This window comes from Kluyvera sp. 142486 (assembly GCF_046569695.1).
In the GTDB taxonomy this organism is placed as follows: domain Bacteria; phylum Pseudomonadota; class Gammaproteobacteria; order Enterobacterales; family Enterobacteriaceae; genus Kluyvera.
On sequence record NZ_JBKHUI010000009.1, the window covers coordinates 18,245 to 42,807 of the forward strand.

Annotated in this window: 23 protein-coding genes; 7 read left to right on the forward strand and 16 right to left on the reverse strand. The window is 53.8% G+C overall.

Translation table 11 applies throughout. The annotated features are described in order from the left end of the window. Positions 1 to 28: 28 nt before the first annotated feature. The 8 genes from rseP to rpsB all read right to left on the reverse strand — a co-directional run bounded on the left by rseP (position 29) and on the right by rpsB (position 8,107). Positions 29 to 1,381, reverse strand: a complete 1,353-nt coding sequence (rseP, locus tag ACLGE8_RS11515; RefSeq protein WP_410998597.1) for a sigma E protease regulator RseP — start codon at positions 1,379 to 1,381, stop codon at positions 29 to 31. An 11-nt stretch (positions 1,382 to 1,392) separates the two neighbouring features. Beyond that, entirely contained in the window at positions 1,393 to 2,250 is an 858-nt protein-coding gene (cdsA, locus tag ACLGE8_RS11520) for a phosphatidate cytidylyltransferase (RefSeq protein WP_410998599.1), read from the reverse strand. A 12-nt stretch (positions 2,251 to 2,262) separates the two neighbouring features. Continuing rightward, a complete protein-coding gene (gene ispU / locus ACLGE8_RS11525; RefSeq protein WP_185669219.1) occupies positions 2,263 to 3,021 on the reverse strand; it encodes a (2E,6E)-farnesyl-diphosphate-specific ditrans,polycis-undecaprenyl-diphosphate synthase in 759 nt (252 codons plus the stop codon). 237 nt (positions 3,022 to 3,258) lie between these two features. Beyond that, the gene (gene ispC, locus ACLGE8_RS11530; RefSeq protein WP_410998601.1) at positions 3,259 to 4,455 is read right to left on the reverse strand and encodes a 1-deoxy-D-xylulose-5-phosphate reductoisomerase; all 1,197 of its coding nucleotides are present in this window, start codon (positions 4,453 to 4,455) and stop codon (positions 3,259 to 3,261) included. Positions 4,456 to 4,667: 212 nt separating this feature from the next. Continuing rightward, positions 4,668 to 5,225, reverse strand: a complete 558-nt coding sequence (gene frr / locus ACLGE8_RS11535; RefSeq protein WP_035891962.1) for a ribosome recycling factor — start codon at positions 5,223 to 5,225, stop codon at positions 4,668 to 4,670. Between the two features lie 276 nt (positions 5,226 to 5,501). After that, positions 5,502 to 6,227, reverse strand: a complete 726-nt coding sequence (gene pyrH, locus ACLGE8_RS11540; protein ID WP_185669221.1) for a UMP kinase — start codon at positions 6,225 to 6,227, stop codon at positions 5,502 to 5,504. Between the two features lie 166 nt (positions 6,228 to 6,393). Beyond that, the gene (gene tsf / locus ACLGE8_RS11545) at positions 6,394 to 7,245 is read right to left on the reverse strand and encodes a translation elongation factor Ts (protein ID WP_185669222.1); all 852 of its coding nucleotides are present in this window, start codon (positions 7,243 to 7,245) and stop codon (positions 6,394 to 6,396) included. Positions 7,246 to 7,381: 136 nt separating this feature from the next. Beyond that, on the reverse strand, positions 7,382 to 8,107 hold the full coding sequence (rpsB, locus tag ACLGE8_RS11550) for a 30S ribosomal protein S2 (protein ID WP_185669223.1): 726 nt from the start codon (positions 8,105 to 8,107) through the stop codon (positions 7,382 to 7,384). 330 nt (positions 8,108 to 8,437) lie between these two features. Between rpsB and map the strand changes: the two genes are divergently transcribed. The 4 genes from map (at position 8,438) to ACLGE8_RS11570 (ending at position 13,316) form a co-directional block, all read left to right on the forward strand. Next, the gene (map, locus tag ACLGE8_RS11555) at positions 8,438 to 9,232 is read left to right on the forward strand and encodes a type I methionyl aminopeptidase (RefSeq protein WP_395597222.1); all 795 of its coding nucleotides are present in this window, start codon (positions 8,438 to 8,440) and stop codon (positions 9,230 to 9,232) included. A gap of 63 nt (positions 9,233 to 9,295) precedes the next feature. After that, positions 9,296 to 11,968 (forward strand): bifunctional uridylyltransferase/uridylyl-removing protein GlnD, encoded by a 2,673-nt coding sequence (gene glnD / locus ACLGE8_RS11560; protein WP_410998604.1) that lies wholly within the window; start codon positions 9,296 to 9,298, stop codon positions 11,966 to 11,968. Between the two features lie 34 nt (positions 11,969 to 12,002). Beyond that, complete coding sequence (dapD, locus tag ACLGE8_RS11565) at positions 12,003 to 12,827, forward strand: 2,3,4,5-tetrahydropyridine-2,6-dicarboxylate N-succinyltransferase (protein WP_004872026.1); 825 nt, start codon at positions 12,003 to 12,005, stop codon at positions 12,825 to 12,827. 108 nt (positions 12,828 to 12,935) lie between these two features. Continuing rightward, the gene (locus ACLGE8_RS11570) at positions 12,936 to 13,316 is read left to right on the forward strand and encodes a DUF3461 family protein (protein WP_410998607.1); all 381 of its coding nucleotides are present in this window, start codon (positions 12,936 to 12,938) and stop codon (positions 13,314 to 13,316) included. Positions 13,317 to 13,427: 111 nt separating this feature from the next. Here ACLGE8_RS11570 and cdaR read toward each other — a convergent pair whose 3' ends face one another. From cdaR to dgt, 3 genes are all read right to left on the reverse strand, one after another. Beyond that, positions 13,428 to 14,585, reverse strand: coding sequence for a DNA-binding transcriptional regulator CdaR (gene cdaR, locus ACLGE8_RS11575; RefSeq protein WP_035891956.1), 1,158 nt, complete (start codon positions 14,583 to 14,585; stop codon positions 13,428 to 13,430). A gap of 158 nt (positions 14,586 to 14,743) precedes the next feature. Then, the gene (gene degP / locus ACLGE8_RS11580) at positions 14,744 to 16,192 is read right to left on the reverse strand and encodes a serine endoprotease DegP (RefSeq protein ID WP_185669225.1); all 1,449 of its coding nucleotides are present in this window, start codon (positions 16,190 to 16,192) and stop codon (positions 14,744 to 14,746) included. A 135-nt stretch (positions 16,193 to 16,327) separates the two neighbouring features. Beyond that, positions 16,328 to 17,842 carry a dGTPase gene (gene dgt, locus ACLGE8_RS11585; RefSeq protein WP_410998610.1) on the reverse strand — a complete coding sequence of 505 codons (1,515 nt, stop codon included), beginning with the start codon at positions 17,840 to 17,842 and terminating at the stop codon, positions 16,328 to 16,330. A gap of 97 nt (positions 17,843 to 17,939) precedes the next feature. Between dgt and mtnN the strand changes: the two genes are divergently transcribed. The 3 genes from mtnN to ACLGE8_RS11600 are packed head-to-tail and all read left to right on the forward strand — an operon-like array spanning position 17,940 to position 20,069. Continuing rightward, entirely contained in the window at positions 17,940 to 18,638 is a 699-nt protein-coding gene (mtnN, locus tag ACLGE8_RS11590; protein ID WP_410998612.1) for a 5'-methylthioadenosine/S-adenosylhomocysteine nucleosidase, read from the forward strand. Further along, positions 18,631 to 19,431, forward strand: a complete 801-nt coding sequence (gene btuF, locus ACLGE8_RS11595) for a vitamin B12 ABC transporter substrate-binding protein BtuF (RefSeq protein ID WP_410998614.1) — start codon at positions 18,631 to 18,633, stop codon at positions 19,429 to 19,431. The genes mtnN and btuF overlap by 8 nt, the downstream gene beginning before the upstream one ends. A gap of 14 nt (positions 19,432 to 19,445) precedes the next feature. Next, a complete protein-coding gene (locus tag ACLGE8_RS11600; RefSeq protein WP_185669229.1) occupies positions 19,446 to 20,069 on the forward strand; it encodes a TRIC cation channel family protein in 624 nt (207 codons plus the stop codon). A gap of 170 nt (positions 20,070 to 20,239) precedes the next feature. Here ACLGE8_RS11600 and erpA read toward each other — a convergent pair whose 3' ends face one another. From erpA to ACLGE8_RS11625, 5 genes are all read right to left on the reverse strand, one after another. Further along, entirely contained in the window at positions 20,240 to 20,584 is a 345-nt protein-coding gene (gene erpA, locus ACLGE8_RS11605; RefSeq protein ID WP_035891950.1) for an iron-sulfur cluster insertion protein ErpA, read from the reverse strand. Between the two features lie 82 nt (positions 20,585 to 20,666). Then, positions 20,667 to 22,085, reverse strand: a complete 1,419-nt coding sequence (clcA, locus tag ACLGE8_RS11610) for a H(+)/Cl(-) exchange transporter ClcA (protein ID WP_410998617.1) — start codon at positions 22,083 to 22,085, stop codon at positions 20,667 to 20,669. A gap of 279 nt (positions 22,086 to 22,364) precedes the next feature. Then, positions 22,365 to 23,732 carry a PTS ascorbate transporter subunit IIC gene (locus ACLGE8_RS11615; RefSeq protein WP_410998619.1) on the reverse strand — a complete coding sequence of 456 codons (1,368 nt, stop codon included), beginning with the start codon at positions 23,730 to 23,732 and terminating at the stop codon, positions 22,365 to 22,367. A gap of 40 nt (positions 23,733 to 23,772) precedes the next feature. Beyond that, the gene (locus ACLGE8_RS11620) at positions 23,773 to 24,045 is read right to left on the reverse strand and encodes a PTS sugar transporter subunit IIB (RefSeq protein WP_185669232.1); all 273 of its coding nucleotides are present in this window, start codon (positions 24,043 to 24,045) and stop codon (positions 23,773 to 23,775) included. 33 nt (positions 24,046 to 24,078) lie between these two features. Further along, positions 24,079 to 24,543, reverse strand: coding sequence for a PTS sugar transporter subunit IIA (locus ACLGE8_RS11625; protein ID WP_410998621.1), 465 nt, complete (start codon positions 24,541 to 24,543; stop codon positions 24,079 to 24,081). Between the last annotated feature and the right edge of the window lie 20 nt (positions 24,544 to 24,563).

The following is a 24,563-nucleotide window of genomic DNA, read 5'->3' on the forward strand; positions in this document are numbered from 1 at the left end:
TATTATGCGTTCTTCCTAACTAACTCTCTTACAACCGAGAGAAATCATTGAAAAGTGCAAGCCCCATTAACATCATCAGCAGTATCGAGCCGATGCGATAACTAAAGTCTTGAACTCGCTCGGATACCGGGCCGCCTTTCAGCTTCTCAATCGCTAAAAACAGCAAGTGTCCCCCATCTAACACAGGGAGCGGGAACAGGTTGATTATGCCTAAATTCACGCTGATGAGTGCAAGAAACATCAGGTAGTAAATCAGCCCATACTCCGCAGACATCCCAGCCCCCTGGGCGATCGAAATCGGCCCACTGAGGTTGTTCAGTTTGACGTCACCGGTGATCAATTTTCCCAGCATACTGACGGTCAGCTTCATCAACTGCCCGGTTTTTTCCGTGGCTTCGACGATAGCGCTGAACGGCCCATACTGGCGCACTGTTTTATATTCCTCAGGCAGCGGGATAACCTTTGGTACTACCCCTGCAAACCCTTCTGTTTTTCCGCTACCGTGTTTTGTATCCGGTATCAGAGTTAAAGACAAGAGACTCCCCTGCCTTTCGATCTCCAGCGGTAATGCCTTGCCTGGATTGTCGCGCACCAGCGTGACAAACGTCATCCACTGCGTCAGCGGTTGACCGTTGACTGTAACGATCCGATCCCCTGCTTGTAAACCGGCTTTACGCGCCGCAGAGTCAGATTGCACTTCCGCCAGCACCGGTTCAATTTGCGCACCACGAGGATGAATACCGAGCGTCGTGACCGGGTCTTGCTTATCCGGTTCAAACGCCCAATGACGCAGATTAAGGATTTTATCCTGCCGCTGGTCGCTGCCGAAAGGGGCAACGGTGAGGGTGGTACTGTCATCACCAATTTTTGCCACTAACGCCATGCGCACAGCATCCCAGTCAGGCGTTTCGATACCGTCAACAGCTTTTAGTTCCGTGCCTGGTGCAATTTGTGCTTCTGCGGCGATGGAGTTGGCGGTTATTTCGCCAACTACTGGACGAACAGCCGGGACGCCGATGATAAACACCAGCCAGTAGGCGAAGATAGCAAAGAGGAAGTTGGCGATAGGCCCGGCAGCAATAACGGCAGCGCGCTGGCCAACCGTTTTGTGATTAAACGCCATATGGCGAATCTCAGGTGCCACCGCGTCAACGCGCTCATCAAGCATTTTGACGTAGCCGCCCAGCGGGATAAGGGCGATAACAAATTCGGTGCCGCGTTTGTCCACGCGGCGCCAGAGCGCTTTACCAAAGCCTATGGAAAAGCGCTCTACACGGATACCACAGCGCCGAGCGACCCAGAAATGACCAAATTCATGTACGGTGATCAATATCCCTAGCGCGATAATAAACGCGGCAAGGTTCCAGAGAATGCTCAGCATAAGTCCATCCGTTAAATCGTCCTGAAAACCAGCAGCAGCAAGCAGGCGAAGACCGGAACCGCCGCCGTCAGGCTGTCAATGCGATCAAGGATCCCACCGTGACCGGGGATCAGATGACCGCTATCTTTGATACCAGCTTCACGTTTGAACATGCTCTCAGTGAGATCGCCCAAAACGGAGGCCAACGCTGCCACGATGGAACAGGTTAACAGTGTGGATGGGGCGACGTCCAGATTTGCCCACAGGCCATAGGCCCAGGAAATGATTGCTGCCGTTACCAGGCCACCGAAGAACCCTTGCCAGGTTTTCCCTGGAGAAACTTTCGGTGCCAGCTTATGTTTGCCAAACAGCTTGCCAAACATATAGGCGCCGGAGTCTGCACCCCAGACCAGAATCATGACGTACAGCAGCCACAGCGCACCGCTGTAGTGGTTTTCATCATAATGCCAGGAACGCAGCGCCAGCATGCCCCAGAAGAAAGGAACGATAGTGACGATGCCAAAAATCAGGCGCAGCGCCTTTGATTGACGCCAGAAAGCAGCGGAACCAGGATAAGAAAGCACCAGCAGTAAGGCCACTACCCACCAAATCAGGGAGGCCCACAGCGAGGTTTCTACCACCGGCTGATGGATATTATGGTGATATTCCGGAATTAAGAAGAGCATCACCGTTAGCAACAGGCCACAGAGTACCGCCAGCCACACGCGTTGTGTCCGCGAGGTGAAACCGCTTAATTGCCCCCATTCCCATGCCGCCAGCATACAAACCACCAGCGTGACAATAGCGAAGCCGCCGGGCGGCAGCAAAAATAGGGCTGCAATAACAACCGGTATTAAGATTAATGCAGAAATCAGGCGATACTTCAGCAAAAGCTACCCCCATCAGGCCTTGTCGCCACCAGGCTCGGTGCCACCGAAACGTCGTTCGCGATTGGCGAAAGCATGCAGCGCACCTTCAAAGTCTTGTTCATCGAAATCGGGCCAAAGAACATCAGTAAAGTAAAGTTCAGCATAGGCGATTTGCCAGATAAGAAAATTACTGATTCGATGCTCTCCCCCGGTCCTAATAACTAAATCAACGGGAGCCAGTTCATGCATGCAGATCTGCTGAGACAGCAGTTCTTCACTAATTTGATCGGGGCGGAGCTCCCCTTCCTGAACCTGTTCGGCTAAGCGCTGAACTCCCTGAACAATATCCCATCGGCCGCCATAGTTAGCCGCGATGTTCAATGTTAACCCCGTATTATTTTCCGTCAGCGCTTCGGCTTTGCGGATTCGTTCCTGCAGGCGCGAATTAAACCGACGGGTATCGCCAATGATCCGCAACCGAACGTTATGACGGTGCAGACTTTTCACTTCGCTGTCCAGCGCCCAGACGAACAGCTCCATCAACGCACTCACCTCTTGCTCAGGGCGATTCCAGTTTTCACTGCTGAATGCGTATAGCGTTAATGCTTCTATACCGTTGCTAGCCGCGTAGGATACGGCGCGGCGCACGGATTTCGCCCCGGCTTTGTGGCCAAAGGCGCGAATCTTACCTTGCTTTTTCGCCCAGCGACCATTGCCATCCATAATGATCGCCACATGACGGCAACCGTGGGCTGGCTGATTCTCACTGGTTGGTTGATTAGCAGACAACATAACGCGTTTTTAATCCATGAAAAGGGATGAGCGGTACCCCGGAATACAGCTATACACTTCATCCTCCAGGTAAACCTGAATGATTTTACGTATCTTTGTCTCGCAAAAAAGCCGTGCTAAATCACGGCTCTCCCAACCACCCGGCGAAAATGCACGGCAATTGGGTGGCGCAGACTATATCACTGAAGCCAGAAGCTAACAAATGCCGTGACGGGTTGTATGCTGATTCGGCTCTCATTACCTGACGAAAAGTTTCGTCTGGGTAGCCGCCTCTTCGCGCGCCCTGGCATCAATCTCCAGCACCTCTTCCACGCTTTGCGGTTCCCGGTGGTTAAGATGATTGAGCACCGCCAGATTGACGTTGGCAATATCGGTAAAGCGGATTTGGCCGTCAAGAAACGCCGCTACTGAGACTTCGTTCGCCGCATTCAGTGCCGTTGTTGCCGCCTGCCCCTGCTCGAAGGCCTCCATCGCCAGCTTCAGACAAGGGTAGCGAGCATAATCCGGTTCGGAGAAGCTTAATGCGCCCATCTTGCAGAAATCTAACGGCTTCGCGCCGGAAACGACGCGATGAGGCCATGCCATCGTATTGGCGATCGGCGTCCGCATATCAGGCTCACCCAGCTGCGCCAGTACGCTGCCGTCCTGGTATCGCACCATTGAGTGAATCACCGACTGAGGATGAATCAGTACTTCCATCTGCTTAGCTGAAGCATTGAACAGCCAGCGGGCTTCGATGTATTCCAGACCTTTATTCATCATAGTGGCCGAGTCGACGGAGATTTTACGTCCCATCGACCAGTTCGGATGACGGCAAGCCTGATCCGGCGTCATTGCACCGAGATCGCTGATTGGCGTCTCACGGAACGGGCCACCTGACCCGGTAAGCAGAATGGATAATACCCCATGCTGCTCAAGGTCAGCGTACCCTAAGTCGGACTGAAAACTTTGCGGTAAACTCTGAAAGATGGCGTTATGCTCGCTATCAACCGGCAAGAGCTGTGCGCGATGCGTTTTTACCGCCTCCAGGAACAGACGTCCGCAGGTCACCAGCGACTCTTTGTTCGCCAGCAGGATGGTTTTTCCTGCGCGAATAGCTGAGAGCGTCGGCAACAGCCCCGCAGCCCCAACGATAGCCGCCATGACCTGATCGACCTCATCCAGCGCGGCAACATCACACGCCGCCTGCTGCCCACAAAGCACTTCCGTACGGCTGCCATGTTCACGCAGCGCCAGCTTTACCGCATCGGCGCTCTTCGCGTCATCCATTACCGCATAGCGAGGAGAAAACTCCAGGCACTGTTCAACCATCCGCTCGACGTTTTTACCTGCCACCAGCGCCGTTACCGCAAAACGTTCACGGTTGTGACGCACCACGTCCAGCGTGTTGCAACCAATAGAGCCCGTTGAGCCCAGGACAGTTAATTGCTTCATGAGATATTCCGGGTAGATAGATTTACTCTATGGATTTCAAGCAGCAGGAAGGTGGCAAATGAACGAGCCCGATGAGCTTACTCTAGTAAGTGATTCGGGTGAATGAGCGCAGCCAACGCACCTGCGGCTTGAAAGACGACGAGTAAAAGCAAAACGCCGCCAGCAAAGCACTAATGCTTCCTGTACGGCGTTCATCGCACAACTTACACAGCTTAGAACTGCATCAGTTCCGCTTCTTTCTCAGCCAGCGCCGCTTCAATTTTCTTGATAGCAACGTCAGTCAGTTTTTGTACGTCTTCCTGAGAACGGCGATCGTCATCTTCGCTGATCTCTTTGTCTTTCAGCAGCGCCTTAACTTTATCGTTCGCATCACGACGAACGTTACGCACGGAAACGCGCGCCTGTTCAGCTTCGCCACGGACAATTTTGGTCAGGTCTTTACGACGCTCTTCGGTCAGCGGAGGCAGCGGAACGCGAATGTCGGTGCCCGCTGAGCTTGGGTTCAGGCCGAGGTCAGACGCCATAATCGCTTTCTCAACGGCCGGGCCCATAGAGCGGTCGAATACGTTGATTTTCAGGGTACGGGTATCTTCTACGGTGACGCTTGCCAGCTGACGCAGCGGGGTAGCGGTGCCGTAATACTCAACGACAATGCCGTCCAGCAGGCTAGGAGAAGCACGACCCGTGCGAATTTTGCTGATTTGGTTTTTGAATGCTTCTACGCATTTGTCCATGCGTACTTCAGCATCTTTTCTGATATCGCTAATCACGTTACGAATCCTTGAAAACTAGTCTCAGTCGACCAGACAATGACACATTGCTATGAATGCGCTAAGTATAGTCTCGTTTAAATCATGCCACAGAATATACTCGTCGTCTTTCAAGCTGCGGGGGCGTTGGCTGCATTCGCTCACCCGAATCACTTACTAAAGTAAGCTCATCGGGATTCCCTCACTTGCCGCCTTCCCGCAGCTCGAAATCCATAGAGTATGAATCAATTCTGCCGGATAAACGCGAATCTTACCCGGAAATGGCCTCAACGGAAATTATTCTGTAATTAAAGTGCCTTCTTTTTCGCCCATCACCACGCGACGCAGTGCGCCTGGTTTATTCATGTTGAATACGCGAATTGGCAATTTGTGGTCACGAGCCAGCGTAAAGGCCGCCAGATCCATGACTTTCAGTTCTTTATCCAGCACTTCGGTGTAGGTCAGCTGCTCATACATGGTGGCAGACGGATCTTTTGCTGGGTCAGCGGTAAACACGCCGTCAACTTTGGTTGCTTTCAGTACCACGTCAGCTTCGATTTCGATGCCACGCAAGCAGGCTGCAGAGTCAGTGGTAAAGAACGGGTTGCCGGTACCGGCGGACAGAATCACGACGCGGTTATTACGCAGCAGGCTGATAGCCTCTGCCCAGCTGTAGTTGTCGCAAACGCCGTTCAGCGGAATCGCTGACATCAGGCGGGCGTTCACATAGGCGCGATGCAGTGCGTCACGCATTGCCAGGCCGTTCATTACCGTTGCCAGCATGCCCATGTGGTCGCCCACAACGCGGTTCATACCCGCTTTCGCCAGACCCGCGCCGCGGAACAGGTTGCCACCACCAATGACGACACCCACCTGGATGCCCAGCTCAACAAGTTCTTTAATCTCTTGCGCCATGCGGTCAAGAATACTTGCGTCAATACCGAAGCCTTCAGTCCCCTGCAATGCTTCACCGCTAAGCTTGAGCAGAATACGTTTGTAGACAGGTTTTGCGTTGGTAGCCATTTTCTTTCCTGGAGTGTCACGATTGGGATGGTAAAAATTCTGGTGACATCATGCGTTCCTTGCCAGAGCGTCCCTATAGGAGCTGGCTGATTTTCACATGACGATTTTGTGCATTAACCTCTAGCGCACAAAAGAGAGCCGCCCTCAGGCGGCTCCTTTACAGCAATTAAGACTGCTTGGACATTGCAGCAACTTCTGCTGCGAAGTCAGTCTCAACTTTCTCGATGCCTTCGCCCACTTCGAAGCGGATGAAGCCAGTTACGTCAGCATTGTGCTCTTTCAGCAGCTGACCAACAGACTTGCTTGGATCCATAACGAATGGCTGGCCAGTCAGAGAAACTTCACCGGTGAATTTCTTCATGCGGCCTTCAACCATTTTCTCTGCGATTTCTTTTGGCTTACCAGACTGCATCGCGATGTCCAGCTGTACCTGGTATTCTTTCTCTACCACTTCAGCGGATACGTCTTCTGGTTTAACGAATTCTGGCTTGCTTGCAGCAACGTGCATTGCCAGCTGTTTAACCAGCTCTTCATCAGCGCCTTTAGCAGCAACCAGAACACCGATACGTGCGCCGTGCTGGTAGTTGCCCAGAACTTCGCCTTCCAGGGAAGCAACGCGACGGATGTTGATGTTCTCACCGATTTTAGCAACCAGCGCAACGCGTTCTTCTTCGAACTGTGCTTTCAGAACGTCAACGTCGGTGATGTTACCAGCAACAGCTGCGTCCAGAACTTTGTCAGCAAATGCCTGGAAACCGGAGTCTTTAGCAACGAAGTCAGTCTGGCAGTTAACTTCCAGAATGAAGGCGATGTTGCCATTGATTTTGGTTTTGATCACGCCGTCAGCAGCAACGTTGCCTGCTTTTTTCGCTGCTTTGATAGCACCGGATTTACGCATGTTTTCGATTGCCAGCTCGATGTCGCCATTAGCTTCAGTCAGGGCTTTTTTGCAATCCATCATGCCTGCGCCAGTACGCTCACGCAGCTCTTTTACCAGGGAAGCGGTAATTTCAGCCATTCTAAAATCCTCGGAAGATTTGATCTGCCCGGCGATAAACCGCACAGATTTAAAAGTGAAAAAGGGGGCCATAAACAGGCCCCCTAACCAAACGTGTTACTACCTGGTTTATAAGGGCTCTTTCGAGCGTGCCTTATTACTCAGCTTCTACGAAGCTTTCTTCCGCCTGGGAAGCCAGATCAGAAGAACGGCCTTCACGAACGGTAGCAGCAACTGCGCTCAGGTACAGGGTCACAGCACGGATTGCATCGTCGTTACCAGGGATAACGAAGTCAACGCCATCTGGATCAGAGTTGGTATCAACGATAGAGAATACTGGGATACCCAGGTTGTTCGCTTCTTTGATAGCAATGTGTTCATGGTCAGCATCGATAACGAACAGTGCGTCCGGCAGGCCGCCCATGTCTTTGATACCGCCCAGGCTGTTTTCCAGTTTCGCCAGCTCACGAGTACGCATCAGCGCTTCTTTCTTGGTCAGCTTGTCGAAAGTACCGTCCTGAGACTGAGTTTCCAGATCTTTCAGACGTTTGATGGACTGACGAACGGTTTTCCAGTTAGTCAGCATACCGCCCAGCCAGCGATGGTTCACGAAGAACTGGTCGCAGCTGTTAGCAGCTTCTTTCACAGCTTCGCTTGCAGCGCGTTTAGTACCAACGAAAAGGATTTTACCTTTACGAGCGGAGATCTTGTTCAGTTCAGCCAGAGCTTCGTTGAACATTGGTACAGTTTTCTCAAGGTTGATGATGTGAACTTTGTTACGAGCGCCGAAGATGAAAGGCTTCATTTTCGGGTTCCAGTAACGGGTCTGGTGACCGAAGTGAACACCAGCCTTGAGCATGTCGCGCATGGAAACAGTTGCCATGGTTAAAACCTCTATAGATAAAGTTGGGGTTATGCCTCCACGTATCCCATATTACCGACCCCAAAGGGCACCCCGGAATATGTGTCGATACGTGTGTGTTATTTACACAAAGTGAGATTTGTCGCTTCCGGACAAAACAATGAACGGAAGTTCGGCGCGCTTTATACCATAAAATCGATGCCGACACCAACAGTTGTTATCATTGCGCAGGGCACGAAAGGCGAAGTTCAGAATGATTCTCAATTTGGCACAGGACGCTTCTGGCTGTTAACATTGACATCACTAATACTCAATTATTGTCGAAAAAATCGACACTGATGGACATATTCCATGGCGATTTCTATTAAGACCCCTGAAGATATTGAAAAAATGCGCGTTGCCGGCCGTCTGGCCGCTGAAGTGCTGGAAATGATCGAACCGTACGTGAAGCCTGGCGTGACCACCGGCGAACTGGACCGCATCTGCAATGACTATATCGTTAACGAGCAGAAAGCGATCTCCGCTTGCCTGAACTACCACGGTTTCCCGAAATCCGTCTGCATCTCTATTAATGAAGTGGTGTGCCACGGTATTCCGGATGACGAAAAACACCTGAAAGACGGTGACATCGTCAACATCGACGTCACGGTCATCAAAGACGAGTTCCACGGTGACACCTCCAAAATGTTTATCGTCGGTAAACCAACCATTCTGGGCGAGCGTCTGTGCCGCGTAACTCAGGAAAGCCTGTACGTCGCGCTGAGAATGGTGAAACCGGGCGTAAACCTGCGCGAAATCGGCGCGGCTATCCAAAAGTTTGTGGAAGCCGAAGGGTTTTCCGTCGTTCGTGAATACTGCGGTCACGGCATTGGCCGCGGCTTCCATGAAGAACCACAGGTTCTGCACTATGACTCTCGTGAAACCGACGTGGTGCTGAAGCAGGGCATGACCTTCACCATCGAACCGATGGTGAACGCCGGTAAGAAAGAGATCCGCACCATGAAAGACGGCTGGACGGTAAAAACCAAAGACCGAAGCTTGTCTGCGCAGTACGAGCATACTATTGTGGTGACAGACAACGGCTGCGAAATACTGACGTTACGCAAGGATGACACCATCCCGGCGATAATCTCGCACAATGAATAACGAAAAGCCGGCGAATGCCGGCTTTTTTAATGGGTGATAGTTTTTTCTTATGGGCGGCGCGCGATGAGTAACTCCATACCTGAACTGGCTTGTACAATCCTCCCTGCCCTGCCCGGTCAGCCGGAGAACCCCGTCAGCTGGCCCGAAAGCAGCCTGAACTGCGCCGATATCAAAACGCACCTCGATGAATTCCAGCGCTGGCTGGGGGTCGCTTTCGATGAAGGCATCTCTGCCGAGCAGTTGATTGAAGCGCGCACCGAGTTTATCGATCAACTGCTGCAGCGGCTGTGGCTGCTGTACGGCTTTGGCGGAGTGGATGACGCGGCCTTGGTTGCCGTTGGCGGCTACGGTCGCGGCGAACTGCACCCGCTTTCCGACGTTGACCTGCTGATTCTGAGCCGCAAAAAGCTGCCCGATGAGCAGGCGCAAAAAATTGGCGAACTGCTGACGCTGCTGTGGGACATCAAGCTGGAAGTGGGCCACAGCGTACGCACGCTGGAAGAGTGCCTGCTGGAAGGTCTATCAGACTTAACCGTCGCCACCAACCTGATTGAATCACGCCTGCTGATTGGCGACGTGGCGCTGTTCCTTGAGCTACAGAAACATATCTTCAGCGAGGGCTTCTGGCCGTCAGCTAACTTCTTCCCGGCCAAAGTCGCCGAGCAGGAAACGCGCCACCAGCGCTATCACGGCACCAGTTACAACCTCGAACCGGACATTAAAAGCAGCCCCGGCGGTCTGCGCGACATCCACACCATTCAGTGGGTCGCCCGCCGTCACTTCGGCGCGACATCGATGGATGAGATGGTGAGCTTCGGTTTCCTGACCGAAGCTGAGCGTAATGAGCTGAACGAGTGTCTGCATCTGCTATGGCGCATCCGTTTCGCCCTGCATCTTGAACTCAACCGCTATGACAACCGTCTGCTGTTCGACCGCCAGCTTAGCGTGGCCCGCCGTCTGAAGTACGAAGGCGAAGGCAACCAGCCAATCGAACACATGATGAAGGATTTCTATCGCGTCACTCGCCGCGTCGGTGAGCTGAATCACATGCTGCTGCAGCTGTTCGATGAGGCGATCCTCGCCCTCACTGAAGATGAAAAGCCGCGCGCGATTGACGACGATTTCCAACTGCGCGGCACGCTTATCGATCTGCGTGACGATACCCTGTTCATCCGCGAGCCGCAGGCCATTCTGCGCATGTTCCATATCATGGTGCGTAACAGCAGTATTACCGGTATTTACTCGACCACGCTACGTCATCTGCGTCATGCCCGTCGCCACCTCAGCCAGCCACTGTGCTATATCCCGGAAGCGCGTGAGCTGTTCCTGAGCATGCTTCGCCACCAGGGCGCCGTCAGCCGTGGCCTGCTTCCGATGCACCGCCACAGCGTACTGTGGGCCTATATGCCGCAGTGGTCATACATCGTCGGTCAGATGCAGTTTGACCTGTTCCACGCCTACACCGTGGATGAACATACGATTCGCGTGATGCTCAAGCTTGAGAGCTTTGCCCACGAAGAGACGCGTCCGCGCCACCCGCTGTGCGTCGACCTCTGGCCACGGCTGAATCATCCGGAACTTATTCTGATTGCCGCCCTGTTCCACGATATCGCCAAAGGGCGCGGCGGCGACCACTCCATTCTCGGCGCCCAGGATGTCCTGAAGTTCGCCGAGCTGCACGGCCTGAATTCGCGGGAAACCCAGTTAGTGGCCTGGCTGGTGCGTCAGCATCTGCTGATGTCGGTCACCGCCCAGCGCCGCGATATCCAGGACCCGGAAGTGATCAAGCAGTTTGCCGAAGAGGTGCAGACCGAGCACCGTCTGCGCTTCCTGGTGTGCCTGACGGTCGCCGATATCTGCGCCACCAACGAAACGTTGTGGAATAGCTGGAAACAGAGCCTGCTGCGCGAACTTTACTTCGCCACCGAGAAACAGCTGCGTCGTGGGATGCAGAACACGCCGGATATGCGCGAGCGCGTTCGTCACCATCAGATGCAAGCGCTGGCGCTACTGCGCATGGACAATATCAACGAAGAGGCGCTGCACCAAATCTGGAACCGCTGTCGCGCCAATTACTTTGTGCGTCATACGCCAAACCAGCTCGCGTGGCATGCCCGCCATCTGCTGAAGCACGACCTGACGCAGCCAATGATCCTGCTCAGCCCGCAGGCCACGCGCGGCGGTACGGAAATCTTTATCTGGAGCCCGGACCGTCCCTATCTGTTCGCCGCCGTGTGCGCCGAACTTGACCGCCGCAACCTCAGCGTCCACGACGCGCAGATTTTCACCACCCGCGACGGCATGGCGATGGACTCCTTTATCGTCCTTGAACCCGACGGCAGCCCGCTCTCCGGCGACCGTCACGAAGCCATCCGCTTTGGGCTGGAGCAGGCGATCACCCAACGCAGCTGGCAGCCACCGCAGCCGCGTCGCCAGGCGGCAAAACTGCGCCACTTCTCGGTCGATACCGAGGTCAATTTCCTGCCAACCCACACCGACCGGAAATCGTTCCTCGAGCTTATCGCGCTCGACCAACCTGGCCTGCTCGCTCGCGTCGGCCAGGTGTTTGCTGACCTCGGGATCTCGCTCCACGGGGCGAGAATTACGACAATTGGTGAACGAGTAGAAGATTTATTTATAATCGCCACCGCCGACCGGCGTGCGCTTAATAATGTGCTCCAGCAAGAAGTGCAACAACGGTTGACAGCAGCCCTCAATCCAAACGATAAAGGGTGACGTATTTTTTTTAAGTAAATGGAAAGAGTAAACAATGCAGCAATTACAGAACGTTATTGAGTCCGCTTTTGAGCGTCGCGCCGACATCACGCCGGCAAATGTGGATACCGTAACCCGCGAAGCGGTTAACCAGGTGATTTCCCTGCTGGATTCCGGCGCGCTGCGTGTCGCTGAAAAGATTGACGGTCAGTGGGTGACTCACCAATGGCTGAAGAAAGCGGTTCTGCTCTCTTTCCGTATTAACGATAACCAGGTTATCGACGGTGCGGAAAGCCGCTACTTCGATAAAGTACCAATGAAATTCGCTGATTACGACGAAGCGCGTTTCCAGAAAGAAGGTTTCCGCGTGGTACCGCCGGCTGCCGTTCGCCAGGGCGCATTCATCGCTCGCAACACCGTGCTGATGCCATCCTACGTGAACATCGGTGCTTACGTTGACGAAGGCTCCATGGTGGATACCTGGGCGACCGTAGGTTCTTGCGCGCAGATCGGTAAAAACGTTCACCTGTCCGGCGGCGTCGGCATCGGTGGCGTACTGGAGCCGCTGCAGGCGAACCCAACCATCATCGAAGACAACTGCTTCATCGGCGCACGCTCCGAAGTAGTCGAAGGCGTTATCGTAGAAGAAGGCTCCGTTATCTCCATGGGCGTATACCTGGGTCAGAGCACCAAAATCTACGACCGCGAAACCGGTGAAGTGTTCTACGGCCGCGTACCGGCAGGCTCCGTTGTCGTTTCCGGCAACCTGCCATCCAAAGACGGCAAGTACAGCCTGTACTGTGCGGTGATTGTGAAGAAAGTAGACGCCAAAACCCGCGGTAAAGTAGGCATCAACGAGCTACTGCGTACTATCGATTAATAAGATGCGAAAAAGCGGGGGCAACCCCGCTTTTTTTTATTCGTAAGCTGGCGGAAATAGATTTTTTCGTTAATTATTCAATAGTTAATTTAGATCAGGGGTACCGCTATGTACGATAATTTGAAAAGCCTGGGGATCACCAATCCCGATGAAATCGATCGTTACAGCCTCCGGCAGGAAGCCAACAACGATATCCTGAAAATCTATTTCCAGAAGGATAAGGGTGAGTTTTTCGCCAAGAGCGTGAAGTTCAAATACCCACGCCAGCGTAAAACCATTGCCAGCGATGGTCAGGGCTTCAAAGAAGTGCAGGAGATAAGCCCGAACCTGCGCTACGTGATTGATGAGCTGGATCAGATTTGCCAGCGCGATCGCACCGAAGTCGATCTTAAACGTAAGATCCTCGACGATCTACGCCATCTCGAAAGCGTTGTGACCAACAAGATCAGCGAAATTGAGGCCGATCTGGAGAAGTTGACTCGTAAATAACAGCATGTGGCTGTATTCGTAGGCCGGGTAAGGCGAAGCCGCCACCCGGCATTTTTGCCTGATGGCGCTGCGCTTATCAGGCCTACACAGACCACACACTATGCGGTTTTATCATCTCTGCTCATCCAACTGCAGCGCAATATACAGCAGCAGCCTGTCGTCGAAATTCCCCAAATCCAACCCCGTCAATTCTGAGATTCGATTGAGCCGATACTCCAGCGTATTGCGGTGAATAAACAGCGCCTTTGAGGTTGCCAGCGGCTGCACGTTGTTGCGAAACCATGCCGTCAACGTCCGGCGCAGCAAGCCGTTATTATCCATCGCCTTCAACCGCATCAGCGGGCGCGATAGCTCATTGGCCTGCCAGCCACCGCGCAGGCTGTCGAGCAGCACCGGCAGCATTAAATCCTGGTAAAAATAGCTACGGCTCTCCGGCATACGCTGTTTACCCACCATCATGGTGGTGCGCGCCGTACGGTAGGAACGGGCAATACTGCCCGGCCCGGTAAAATAGTTGCCCAGCGCCACGCGAAAACGCAGATGCCCGTTCTCTTTCATACGGGAGATCAGCTGTTCCACGCGCTTCTGGTGGTCTTCCGCGTCCCAGCGGCCAAACTGATTAAGCGCCGGTTTCAGCACCACCATCTCGGTCAGTGAGACTATCGCAATCAGATTGTTACGCTCCGGCGTCGTCAGCGCATTTTGCAGCTGCTGAAGCTCCGCCATCGCGCTATCCACGCCCAACTGCCCGCTGTCGACCTCCACCACCGCCGCGACACGCGGCTGATTAAGATCAATGCCCAGCCGCTGCGCCCATTCGGTCAACGCTGGGGTGTTCTCTTCGGCCTGAATCAGGTTCATGACCAGCTCTTCACGCAGTCGGCTATCCTGCGCCAGCAGGTGCATCAGGCGCGATTGCTCGAGCATCATCTCGGCGGTCATGCACACCAGCTCGCCGTATTTACGCAGCGTTTCCGGTTCACCGGTCAGGCCGATAACGCCGACAATCTCGCCTTCCAGCCGCAGCGGCAGGTTAATCCCCTGACGCACACCGTGCAGGTGTCGGGCCACGGCATCGTCGATGTCTACCACACGCCCTTGTGAGAGCACCAGCAGCGCACCTTCGTGCAATTCCCCAATACGCTCACGATCGCCGCTGCCGATAATACGCCCGCGGGCATCCATTACGTTGATATTGGTATCGATAATGCGCATCGTGCGCGCCACGATATCCTGCGCCATTTTAGTATCAAGATGCCAGCTAGCCATGAACCCCTCCTGTGAGCAGGTTACATGATAGGAAAGATGCAAAAGCGCCGCACTGTGCAAATGCACAAAGCACGATTGAGATCTATGGAGTTGTGGGGTGCTTCACATTACGAAGGGAAAAACCCTTTCCCCGAGCGGGGAAAGGGTTGAGGTCTCGATTACTGCATCAGCAGATAGATGGAGCTATCGCCACGCTGAATATTCAGCGCCAGTACCGAAGGTTTGCTATCGAGGATTTTGCGCAGCTCAGCGATGTTTTTCACCGCCTGCTGGTTGGCACCGACGATAATATCCCCTTTCTTCAAGCCAATCTGCGCCGCCGGAGAACCCGCTTTCACGGTATTCACCACTACGCCTTTGTCCTGACCTTTGTTGCTCATTTCAGCCCCTTCAATACCGCTGAAGATGGAGCTGGAGTCAACCTGGGTCTGGCTGCTCTGCTGCAGTTCCAGATCCACCGTCACCGGCTTACCGTCGCGCAGCAGGCCAAGGCTGATTTTGCTGCCTACCGGCATGGTGCCAACCTGCGCACGCAGCGCGGCGAAGCTGCTGATCGCCTTGCCGTTTAGTGAGGTAATCACGTCACCGGCTTTAATCCCGGCTTTCGCCGCCGAAGAGTTAGGCATCACCTGGCTCACGAAGGCACCGCGCTGGGCGTCTACTTTCATCGCTTTTGCCAGTTCGGAGTTCAGTTCGGTCCCCATGATACCCAGCTCACCGCGTTTCACCTGGCCGAATTTCACCATCTGGTCGGTCAGGTTTTTCACCATGTTGCTTGGGATGGCGAAGCCGATACCGATGTTGCCACCGTCCGGTGCGAGGATTGCGGTGTTGATACCGATAAGCTCACCGTTCAGGTTCACCAGCGCGCCGCCGGAGTTACCGCGGTTAATTGCCGCATCGGTCTGGATAAAGTTTTCGTAGTTTTCAACGTTCAGACCGCTACGACCCAGCGCGGAGACGATACCGGAGGTCACAGTTTCACCCAGGCCAAACGGGTTACCGATAGCCACGGTGTAGTCACCAACGCGCAGCGCATCAGAATCCGCCAGCTTAATCGCCGTCAGGTTTTTCGGATCCTGAATCTGAATCAGCGCAATGTCGGAACGCGGGTCTTTGCCTACCACTTTCGCATCGAACTTACGGCCGTCGCTCAGCTGAACCTTAATGGTATTGGCGTTATCCACTACGTGGTTGTTAGTGACGACGTAGCCTTTCGCGGCGTCAATCACGACACCCGAGCCGAGGGCCATAAATTTCTGCTGCTGCTGTGGCTGATTGCCGCCGTTACCGCCATCCGGGCCGGCACCGCCCTGACAGAACGGAGAGCTCTGGAACGGAGAACCATCCTGGCAGAACGGCGAGTTGTCGCCGAAGAACTGCTGGAAGTTACGTCCCATACGCGGCGTGTTTACCGTTGTGCTGCCTTCAACATTAATGCTGACGACAGACGGCATAACCTTTTCCAGCATCGGTGCCAGGCTTGGCATTGGCTGTGCGGCGGATGCGGAAGAAGATGCCGTCTCGGCCGCGCTAGCGGACAACGGAGACAGAGCCAGACTTAAACTAAGAGCCAGTGCACTCATTGCTAACGTGGTTTTTTTCATGTGTTTCAATCTCAATATCAGATTACGCAAAATTGCTGTGTTCGTGACTATCAGATTCACTTTATGGCACTAAGTTCCGTACAACTGCATCTGCTAAAAGTAAAAATTTATTGAGCGTATTTACAAAACTTCTGATTATTCTACCGCCATCAACCGCCGATATTCATCCCATGCATAGAGGTCGGTCATCCCGCTGATATAATCCTGCAGCAGGCGGCAACGATAATAATATTCCATCACCGGAAACTCAACGGAATCACGGGAAAGTTTATTAACCGCCTCAACGTAAGCTAAACGATGTCGCGTTGAGAGTTTACAAAACAACCGTGATTCGATAGGCAAGTGACGCACCCGTTCTTGCTCAACCAATTCGCTAAAGTCGCTTAATGATAATTTAAGCAAAGGCGCATAAATATCTAATAACCCGCCAATCACCCGGTAGCCCTGCAATTCTAATTGCTCGACTTCATGATGGCTAAAGACATGTTTTCTAGCTACATTTTTATATAGCTTCAGCAATTGGCTATAGCTGCTTTCATCTTCCAGCAGCGCATGATTAAAATCACCCTGGTAGATCTGCGGCAGATTTTCAATAAAACGCTGTGCCGCGTAGGGCACCAACTTATTTAACGTATTCACCCGCAAATACATAAAGAACTGATCTTCCGTACTGCGACTTAATGAATTCGCCCGAGATTTATCCCAGGCGTTTTCCACCACCTGAGCAAACAGCGACCCCTTTGTATGTTCAGGCCATGCATCATATAAATGCTGGTACAATTGCTCAACGCTAAAAATCCGCTTTTCTACCGCATCCTCGAGGTCAGCCACGCAATAAGAAATATCATCAGCAGCCTCCATAATCCACGTTAATGGGAATCGATTGTAAGGTGCTAAATCCAGTTCTTTACGTAAGCGCTCAATATAGTGCTCTTCCGCCAGGTAGTAGCCCGGTTTTTTCATTAAATAGCTGTGCGTTGCCGGGGTCTCAGCCGACCACCAGGCCGGGCGTGTGTATTTTAAAATACAGCCGACCTGCGCCCAGGTCAGGTTCATACGCATCAGGGTATGAACCTGACGGATCCCCTGCGCATTGCCTTCAAAATGGCAGAGATCCTGACGCACTTTGCTGCGCAGCGTATTAAGCGTGTCTTCGCCCTCACGGAGTCGAAGGTCGATCACCTCGCAGCGGTCATGGCTGAGCGGTTGACGCAGCGCGTCTTTTGGCGCCAGGCGCTGGCTGAACCAGTCGTTAATTGCCGCTTCGCCAAAATGACCAAATGGTGGGTTGCCGATATCGTGCATCAGGCAGGCCATCTCAACGATGCTTTCAAACGGCCCGGTCAGTTCGTCCAGACCGTAGGCCACCAGCAGTTTTTTTTCCTTTAAGCGGCTCAGAATCTCTTTGGCAATATAGCGCCCGACCTGCTGCACCTCCATCGAGTGCGTCAGGCGGGTTCGCACTGCGGCGTTGCGCTCCAGCGGGAATACCTGCGTTTTTTGCTGCAGGCGACGGATAGCCGGTGAGTTGATAATACGCCCGCGATCGCTTTCAAAAATACGCAGAATCTCATGCTCGGAGCTGACACCCTGCGGCGAGCGATAGCGCCGACGCCAGTTAATTTTGTTGCGAAAATCAATCTTAGCCATAGCCTCTCCGTCGCGAGCTTCCTATTACAAGAAATGCGCTTCCCCTGAACCACATGATAAACTATGCCTTTAAACATGGCACATCGCGAGTAAATCTATGAAAATCGGCATTATTGGCGCAATGGAAGAAGAAGTTACGCTGCTGCGTGACAAAATCGAAAATCGTCAGACTATCACCATCGGCGGTAGCGAAATCTACACCGGCCAGCTGAACGGCGTGGATGTGGCGTTACTGAAATCCGGGATTGGCAAAGTGGCCGCCGCAATGGGCGCAACGCTGCTGCTGGAGCGTTGCCAGCCGGACGTGATTATCAACACCGGTTCCGCGGGTGGCCTGGCGCCAACGCTGAAAGTGGGCGATATCGTGGTTTCTGACGAAGCGCGCTACCACGATGCCGACGTCACCGCCTTTGGCTATGACATTGGCCAGATGGCCGGTTGCCCGGCGGCGTTCAAAGCCGACGACAAGCTGATTGCCGCCGCTGAAGAGTGCATCAAATCCCTCGACCTGAACGCCGTGCGCGGCCTGATTGTCAGCGGCGATGCCTTTATTAACGGTTCCGAAGCGCTGGCAAAAATCCGCACCAACTTCCCGCAGGCGATTGCGGTAGAGATGGAAGCCACGGCGATTGCCCACGTTTGCCACAGCTTTGCCGTGCCGTTCGTGGTAGTCCGCGCGATTTCCGACGTGGCCGACCAGCAGTCTCATCTGAGCTTCGAAGAGTTCCTGGCGGTTGCCGCGAAGCAGTCGACCCTGATGGTCGAAACGCTGGTGCAGAAACTGGCACGTGGCTAAGCGATACCTGACAGGGCTGCTAGCCCTGCTGCTTAGCGCCCCGGCGTGGCTCCTCGCCACGCCGCGGGTTATTACCCTCTCCCCCGCTAATACCGAACTGGCCTTTGCTGCCGGGATCACCCCCGTTGGCGTCAGCGCGTGGTCTGATTATCCCGCCGCGGCAAAAGAGATCGAACAGGTTGCTTCCTGGCAGGGCATTAACCTCGAACGTATTGTCGCCCTGCACCCGGACGTCGTGCTGGCGTGGAAAGAAGGCAACGCCGAACGTCAGGTGAACCAGTTGCGTTCACTGGGCATTACCGTGCTGTGGGTCGATTCGCACAGCATTGAAGAAATAGCCGCAACGCTTCGCCAGCTGGCGAAATGGAGCCCGCAGCCTGAAAAAGCCGAACAGGCCGCCGCCACGCTGCTGCATGACTATGCACAGCTAAAGGCGAAATATGCAAAAGCACCGAAAAAACGGGTGTTTATGCAGTTCGGCTTTAACCCCATTTTCACCAGCAACAAAAGCGCCATCCAGAACCAGATACTGGAAGTATGCGGTGGTCAAAATATCTTTGCCGACAGCCGCGTGGCCTGGCCTCAGGTCAGCCGTGAACAGGTGCTGATGCGCCAGCCGCAGGTGATTGTCGCCGCAGGCGATGCGGGTCAGATTCCGAAAATTCAGCATTACTGGGCCAGTCAGCTCACAATACCTATTATTCCCCTTAATAGTGACTGGTTTGAACGCGCAAGCCCACGTATTATCCTCGCCGCAAAACAACTCTGTACTGCACTATCGCAGGTTAATTAATCAGGTAATGGGTCATGCTTGTCTACTGGCTGGATATTGTTGGTACCATCGTTTTCGCTGTCTCCGGCGTCTTGCTGGCAGGGAAACTGCGTATGGACCCTTTTGGCGTTCTGGTACTTGGCGTGGTAACCGCCGTGGGCGGCGGGACCATTCGTGATATGGCGCTCGCCAACGGCCCGGTCTTCTGGGTGAAAGACCCCACGGATCTGGTGGTAGCGATGGTCACCTCAATGCTGACTATCGTGCTGGTACGTCAACCGCGTCGCCTGCCAAAATGGGTGCTGCCGGTGCTGGATGCCGTGGGGCTGGCGGTGTTCGTGGGGATTGGCGTGAACAAGGCGTTTATCGCCCACTCCGGGCCGCTGGTCGCCGTCTGCATGGGGGTAGTAACCGGCGTTGGCGGCGGGATTATCCGCGACGTGCTGGCGCGTGAAGTGCCGATGATCCTGCGAACAGAAATCTACGCCACGGCCTGTATTATCGGCGGGATTGTGCACGCCACGGCCTATTACACCTTCCAGATACCGCTGGAGAACGCCAGTATGATGGGGATGGTGGTGACGCTAGCCATTCGCCTGGCGGCGATTCGCTGGCACCTGAAGCTGCCGACCTTTGCGCTGGATGATAACGGGCGCTGATTGCCGGATGGCGCTTCGCTTATCCGGGCTACCGACCGGTGTATCCCGGCCAAGCGCTGCGCCGCCGGGATACACCGGAGCCTGCGCTAGCGCACCTCGTCCGGGTGACAAGAAATACCAACAAAAAGCCCACCTCTCGGTGGGCTTTTTAATCTATCTGGTCAGCAAGCTTAGATGCTGAAAGAAGAACCACAGCCACAGGTACTGGTTGCGTTCGGGTTGGTCACGATAAAGCGTGAACCTTCCAGACCTTCGGTATAGTCCACCGAACCACCTACCAGATACTGCAGGCTCATCGGATCAACCACCAGGCCTACGCCCTGTTTTTCGATGGTCATGTCGCCTTCGTTGATCTGGTCGTCAAAGGTAAAGCCATACTGGAAGCCGCTGCAGCCGCCGCCTGTGATATACACGCGCAGCTTCAGGTTTGGATTCTCTTCATCCGCAATCAGGACTTTTACTTTTTTGGCTGCGGCGTCGGTAAACTCCAGCGGCAGCACTACGTCATCACTCATTTTTTGCTCCCATTAATACAGCGGGTCTGGGCAAATAATAACCCGACTCTTTTGGTCATTATCTAATACCCTGGTAAATCGTTCAAGTATTCTCCGGGGCCGACTGCCTGGCCTTAGCCTCTTGCTCGGCCTCCTGCTTCGCCAGGGTTCGCGCCAGAATCGTGGCGTAGAGCGGCTGCCCGCCGAGGAACTGCGCCAATAGCGTGGCACCGAGACCGGTAATAATCATTGGCAAAATGAGCTGATAATTGTCGGTCATCTCCAGCACCAGCACAATCCCGGTGAGCGGTGCGCGGACGGAAGCCGCCAGCAGCGCGCCCATTCCGGCAATCGCGAAGGTTCCCGCCTCCAGATTGTAGGCCGGGAATAGATGCATCGCCGCCATACCGAAGGCCGTTCCCAGCAGCGTGCCCAGCGCCAGCATGGGCGCAAAAATCCCGCCCGGCGCGCCGGAGGAGAAGCACAGCAGCGTGGTGATAACGCGGGCGACAAACAGGAACAACAGCGAACCGACGGTAAAGTTCCCCGCCGCCGCAATCGGGATCAGGTTAAACCCGCCGCCCGCCGCAGCCGATTGAAACAGCCCCAGCACGCCGCAACCGCCGCCAATCAGGCCGCCAATCAGCACCCATTTTGTGGTGTTGCCGCCGTGGATACGGAAAAACATATCCTGGGTTTTCAGCACCAGGGTATTAAACAGCGGACCAACACAGCCGAAAATCACGCCCAGCACCAGATACAGCCACAGCGTGTTGACCGGCGCGTTGGTCAGCTTGCCCACTTCAATCACCGGCGTTTCGCCGTTGAAAATGCGGAACATAATGCTCGACATGATAACGCCGGTGAATACTGCTTTAATCGAGATCAGGCTGTAGCGGAACTGCGGGCGCATCTCTTCGATGATAAACAGAATGCCTGCCAGCGGCGCATTGAACGCTGCCGACAAACCTGCCGCCGCGCCGGTAGCCAGTAGAGTGTGGCGTGACTCTTCATCACGCTGACGAAAAATATCGCCAACCATGCGCCCGATATTGCCGCCAATCTGCACCGTTGGCCCTTCACGCCCAAGCACCATGCCCGCGCCCAGCGTACCCATCCCGCCGAAGAATTTGACCGGCAGCACGCGCCACCAGCGTACCGGGCGCAGGTCTTCCAGCGCGCCTTCAATCTCCGGGATACCCGAACCGCCCGCTTCCGGCGCAAAGCGTCGCATCAGCCAGTAGCCAAACATGGCCAGCAGCGCCGACAGGATAAACGCCAGCGGCCAGACCAGATACCAATGGTCGGCAACCTGCGCCAGCGTGCCAATACGCAGGTTCAGCACCCAATTCACCGCATGTTCAAACGCCACGCCAACCAGTCCCACGACCGAGCCAACGATGGCGGACATCAGCAGCACCATCAGCGGGGTTTTATCGCGGTTCAGTAATTTACGCACTACGTCGCGGCGGCGTAAACGCACCATCCGCTGTGCTTCTAAAGGGGGTATTTCTGCTTTCATACCGTCATCACTAATTGGTAATACAAATACGAAGGGAGGGCATTTTACCCAGAGATGTGCGCGACGTCGCGAAAAAATTACGCGGCGAATGCTTTGTTGCAGCAGGGTAAAAACTTAGTTCACTACAGGTTAGTACGAATAGAGGAAAAGCGGCGCAGAAGATCGTTTGAACGGACCTGACCGGTTGACGTCCCTGGTGTTGGGATCTCTGCGCCTGATAAGGAAGGACTATCGTCAACATGCCTCCAGACGGAGGCATGTTTTATGTTGTGTAATACCTTACTCTTCTACGGGTTCAGGCTTCTTTTTCGCCAGCAGGTTGTAAGCCACCAGCAGAGCAAAAATACCGGTAATCGTCATGGTGATGGTGCCCGGCGTCATAAAGCGCGCCATGTTGCCAAGAATAATCCCCACCACGCCGAAGTCGGTATCGGAGAAGGTCGTGTTGGTTAAGCCCAGCGCACCCAGTACCGGAATCAGCGCCACCGGTAAGAAAGTAATCAGAATACCGTGAGCGAAGGCACCGAGAATCGCGCCGCGTTTACCGCCGGTCGCATTACCGAATACCCCAGCCGTTGCCCCACAGAAGAAGTGAGGGACGACACCTGGCAGAATCAGTACCCACTTGAGCTGCCCAAGGATGAACAGCCCCACCAGGCCGCCAACAAAGCTTGAGATAAAGCCAACTAACACCGCGTTTGGCGCGTACGGGAAGACGATTGGACAGTCCAGCGCCGGGCGTGCGTTAGGTACCAGACGCTCGGAGAAGCCGGTAAATGCCGGAACGATCTCCGCCAGGATTAAACGCACCCCTTGCAGGATAATAAATACCCCAGCCGCAAAGGTGATGGCCTGGATAAAGGAGTACACCAGGTAGTTCTGCCCGTGGCTAAAGTTGGCCTCGACGTACTCTTTGCCCGCAGAAATCGACAAGACCAGATAAATGATCATCATCGTCAGAGAGATAGAGATCGTGCTATCGCGCAGGAAGCTCAGGTTCTTCGGCATGTTCATCTCTTCGGTAGATTTAGAACCTTTACCGACGACAGAACCAATCCACCCAGAAAGCACGTAGCCAACCGTACCGGTATGCGCCAGAGCCACCTGGTCATTACCGATAATTTTACGCATATAGGGTTGTGCAATAGCCGGGAAGAAGCCCATTAACATACCGAGCGCCAATGAACCGGTGTAAATAAGCTGAACGCCTTCGAAGCCGGCTACCGACAGAATAATCGCCACCATACAGGCCATATAGAAGGTCACATGCCCGGACAGGTAGATATATTTTAAACGGGTGAATCTGGCGACCACGATATTCGCGACCATACCGAACGCCATGATAAGCGTCGTCGGCGCGCCATATTTTTCCAGAGCAATAGAGACCATCGCCTCATTGTTCGGAATAATACCCTGCACATCAAAGGCCTGCTTGAAGATATCACCTAACGGCGATAGCGAACCGACCAGAACTAAAGCCCCTCCGGATAACACCAGGAAGCCCAGTATTGTTTTAACGGTCCCTTTGATGACATCAGGGAAGGATTTTTTTTGTGCAACCAGGCCGAACAGCGCCACCAGCCCGACAAGGATTGATGGCACTTTCAGGATATCAACAATAAGCTGTAAAACGTTTTGAACAAACATATTAACCTCTGTCGCAGGGTATTTTTCTTGCCCGACTTAATTATTGCTGGTCAAAGTAGTCTTTTATTTTTTGTTCAACTTCGTTCAGGTCGATAATGTTATTAATCACAATAACTTTATCTGCCGGTAAGTTAGCGCTGAAGGCGATATCTTTCGCCATCACGAAAACATCGGCCACGTCGGGCGTTACGGAACCCAAATCAGAGTGTTCAACGTCCGCCGTGATATTAATTTTTTTGAGCACCTTTTTGATGTTCATTTCCATCATAAAGCTGCTACCCAGACCTGAACCACATACCGCCATAATTTTCATAGTAGACCTCATATTTTTACGATTGGGGTGTCATTAACAAGACGCCGACGTTTCACCGAGCAAAATCGCCTGCAATTCTTCAGTACTTTGCGTGTTAAAAATCTGCTGCATCACCTCATCATCTGACAGCACTTCAGCGAGCTGCGAAATCATTTCAATGTGGCTATTGCTGTCCGGGGCCGAGAACATGAAAATCGCGTCCACCGGATCGTTCTCTTCCGAATTGAACTCAACCGCCTGTCCCAGTTTAACAATAGAGAGACCCAATGCCTTTGCACCATGCTCTGGCCGCGTGTGCGGCATCGCGATACGCGGCGCAATCACGAAATAGGGGCCGATCTCTTCTTTCTGTTTGATAATCGAATCGATATAGGCAGGTGAAATCGCCCCTTCATCCAGCAGCGGACGAGCAGCAATCTGGATCGCCTCTTTCCAGTCACTTACCGATTGAACATACTGAACTTTGTTTTTATTCAGCCAGTTGGATAATGTTGGCATGGATATTACCTATCGTTCTT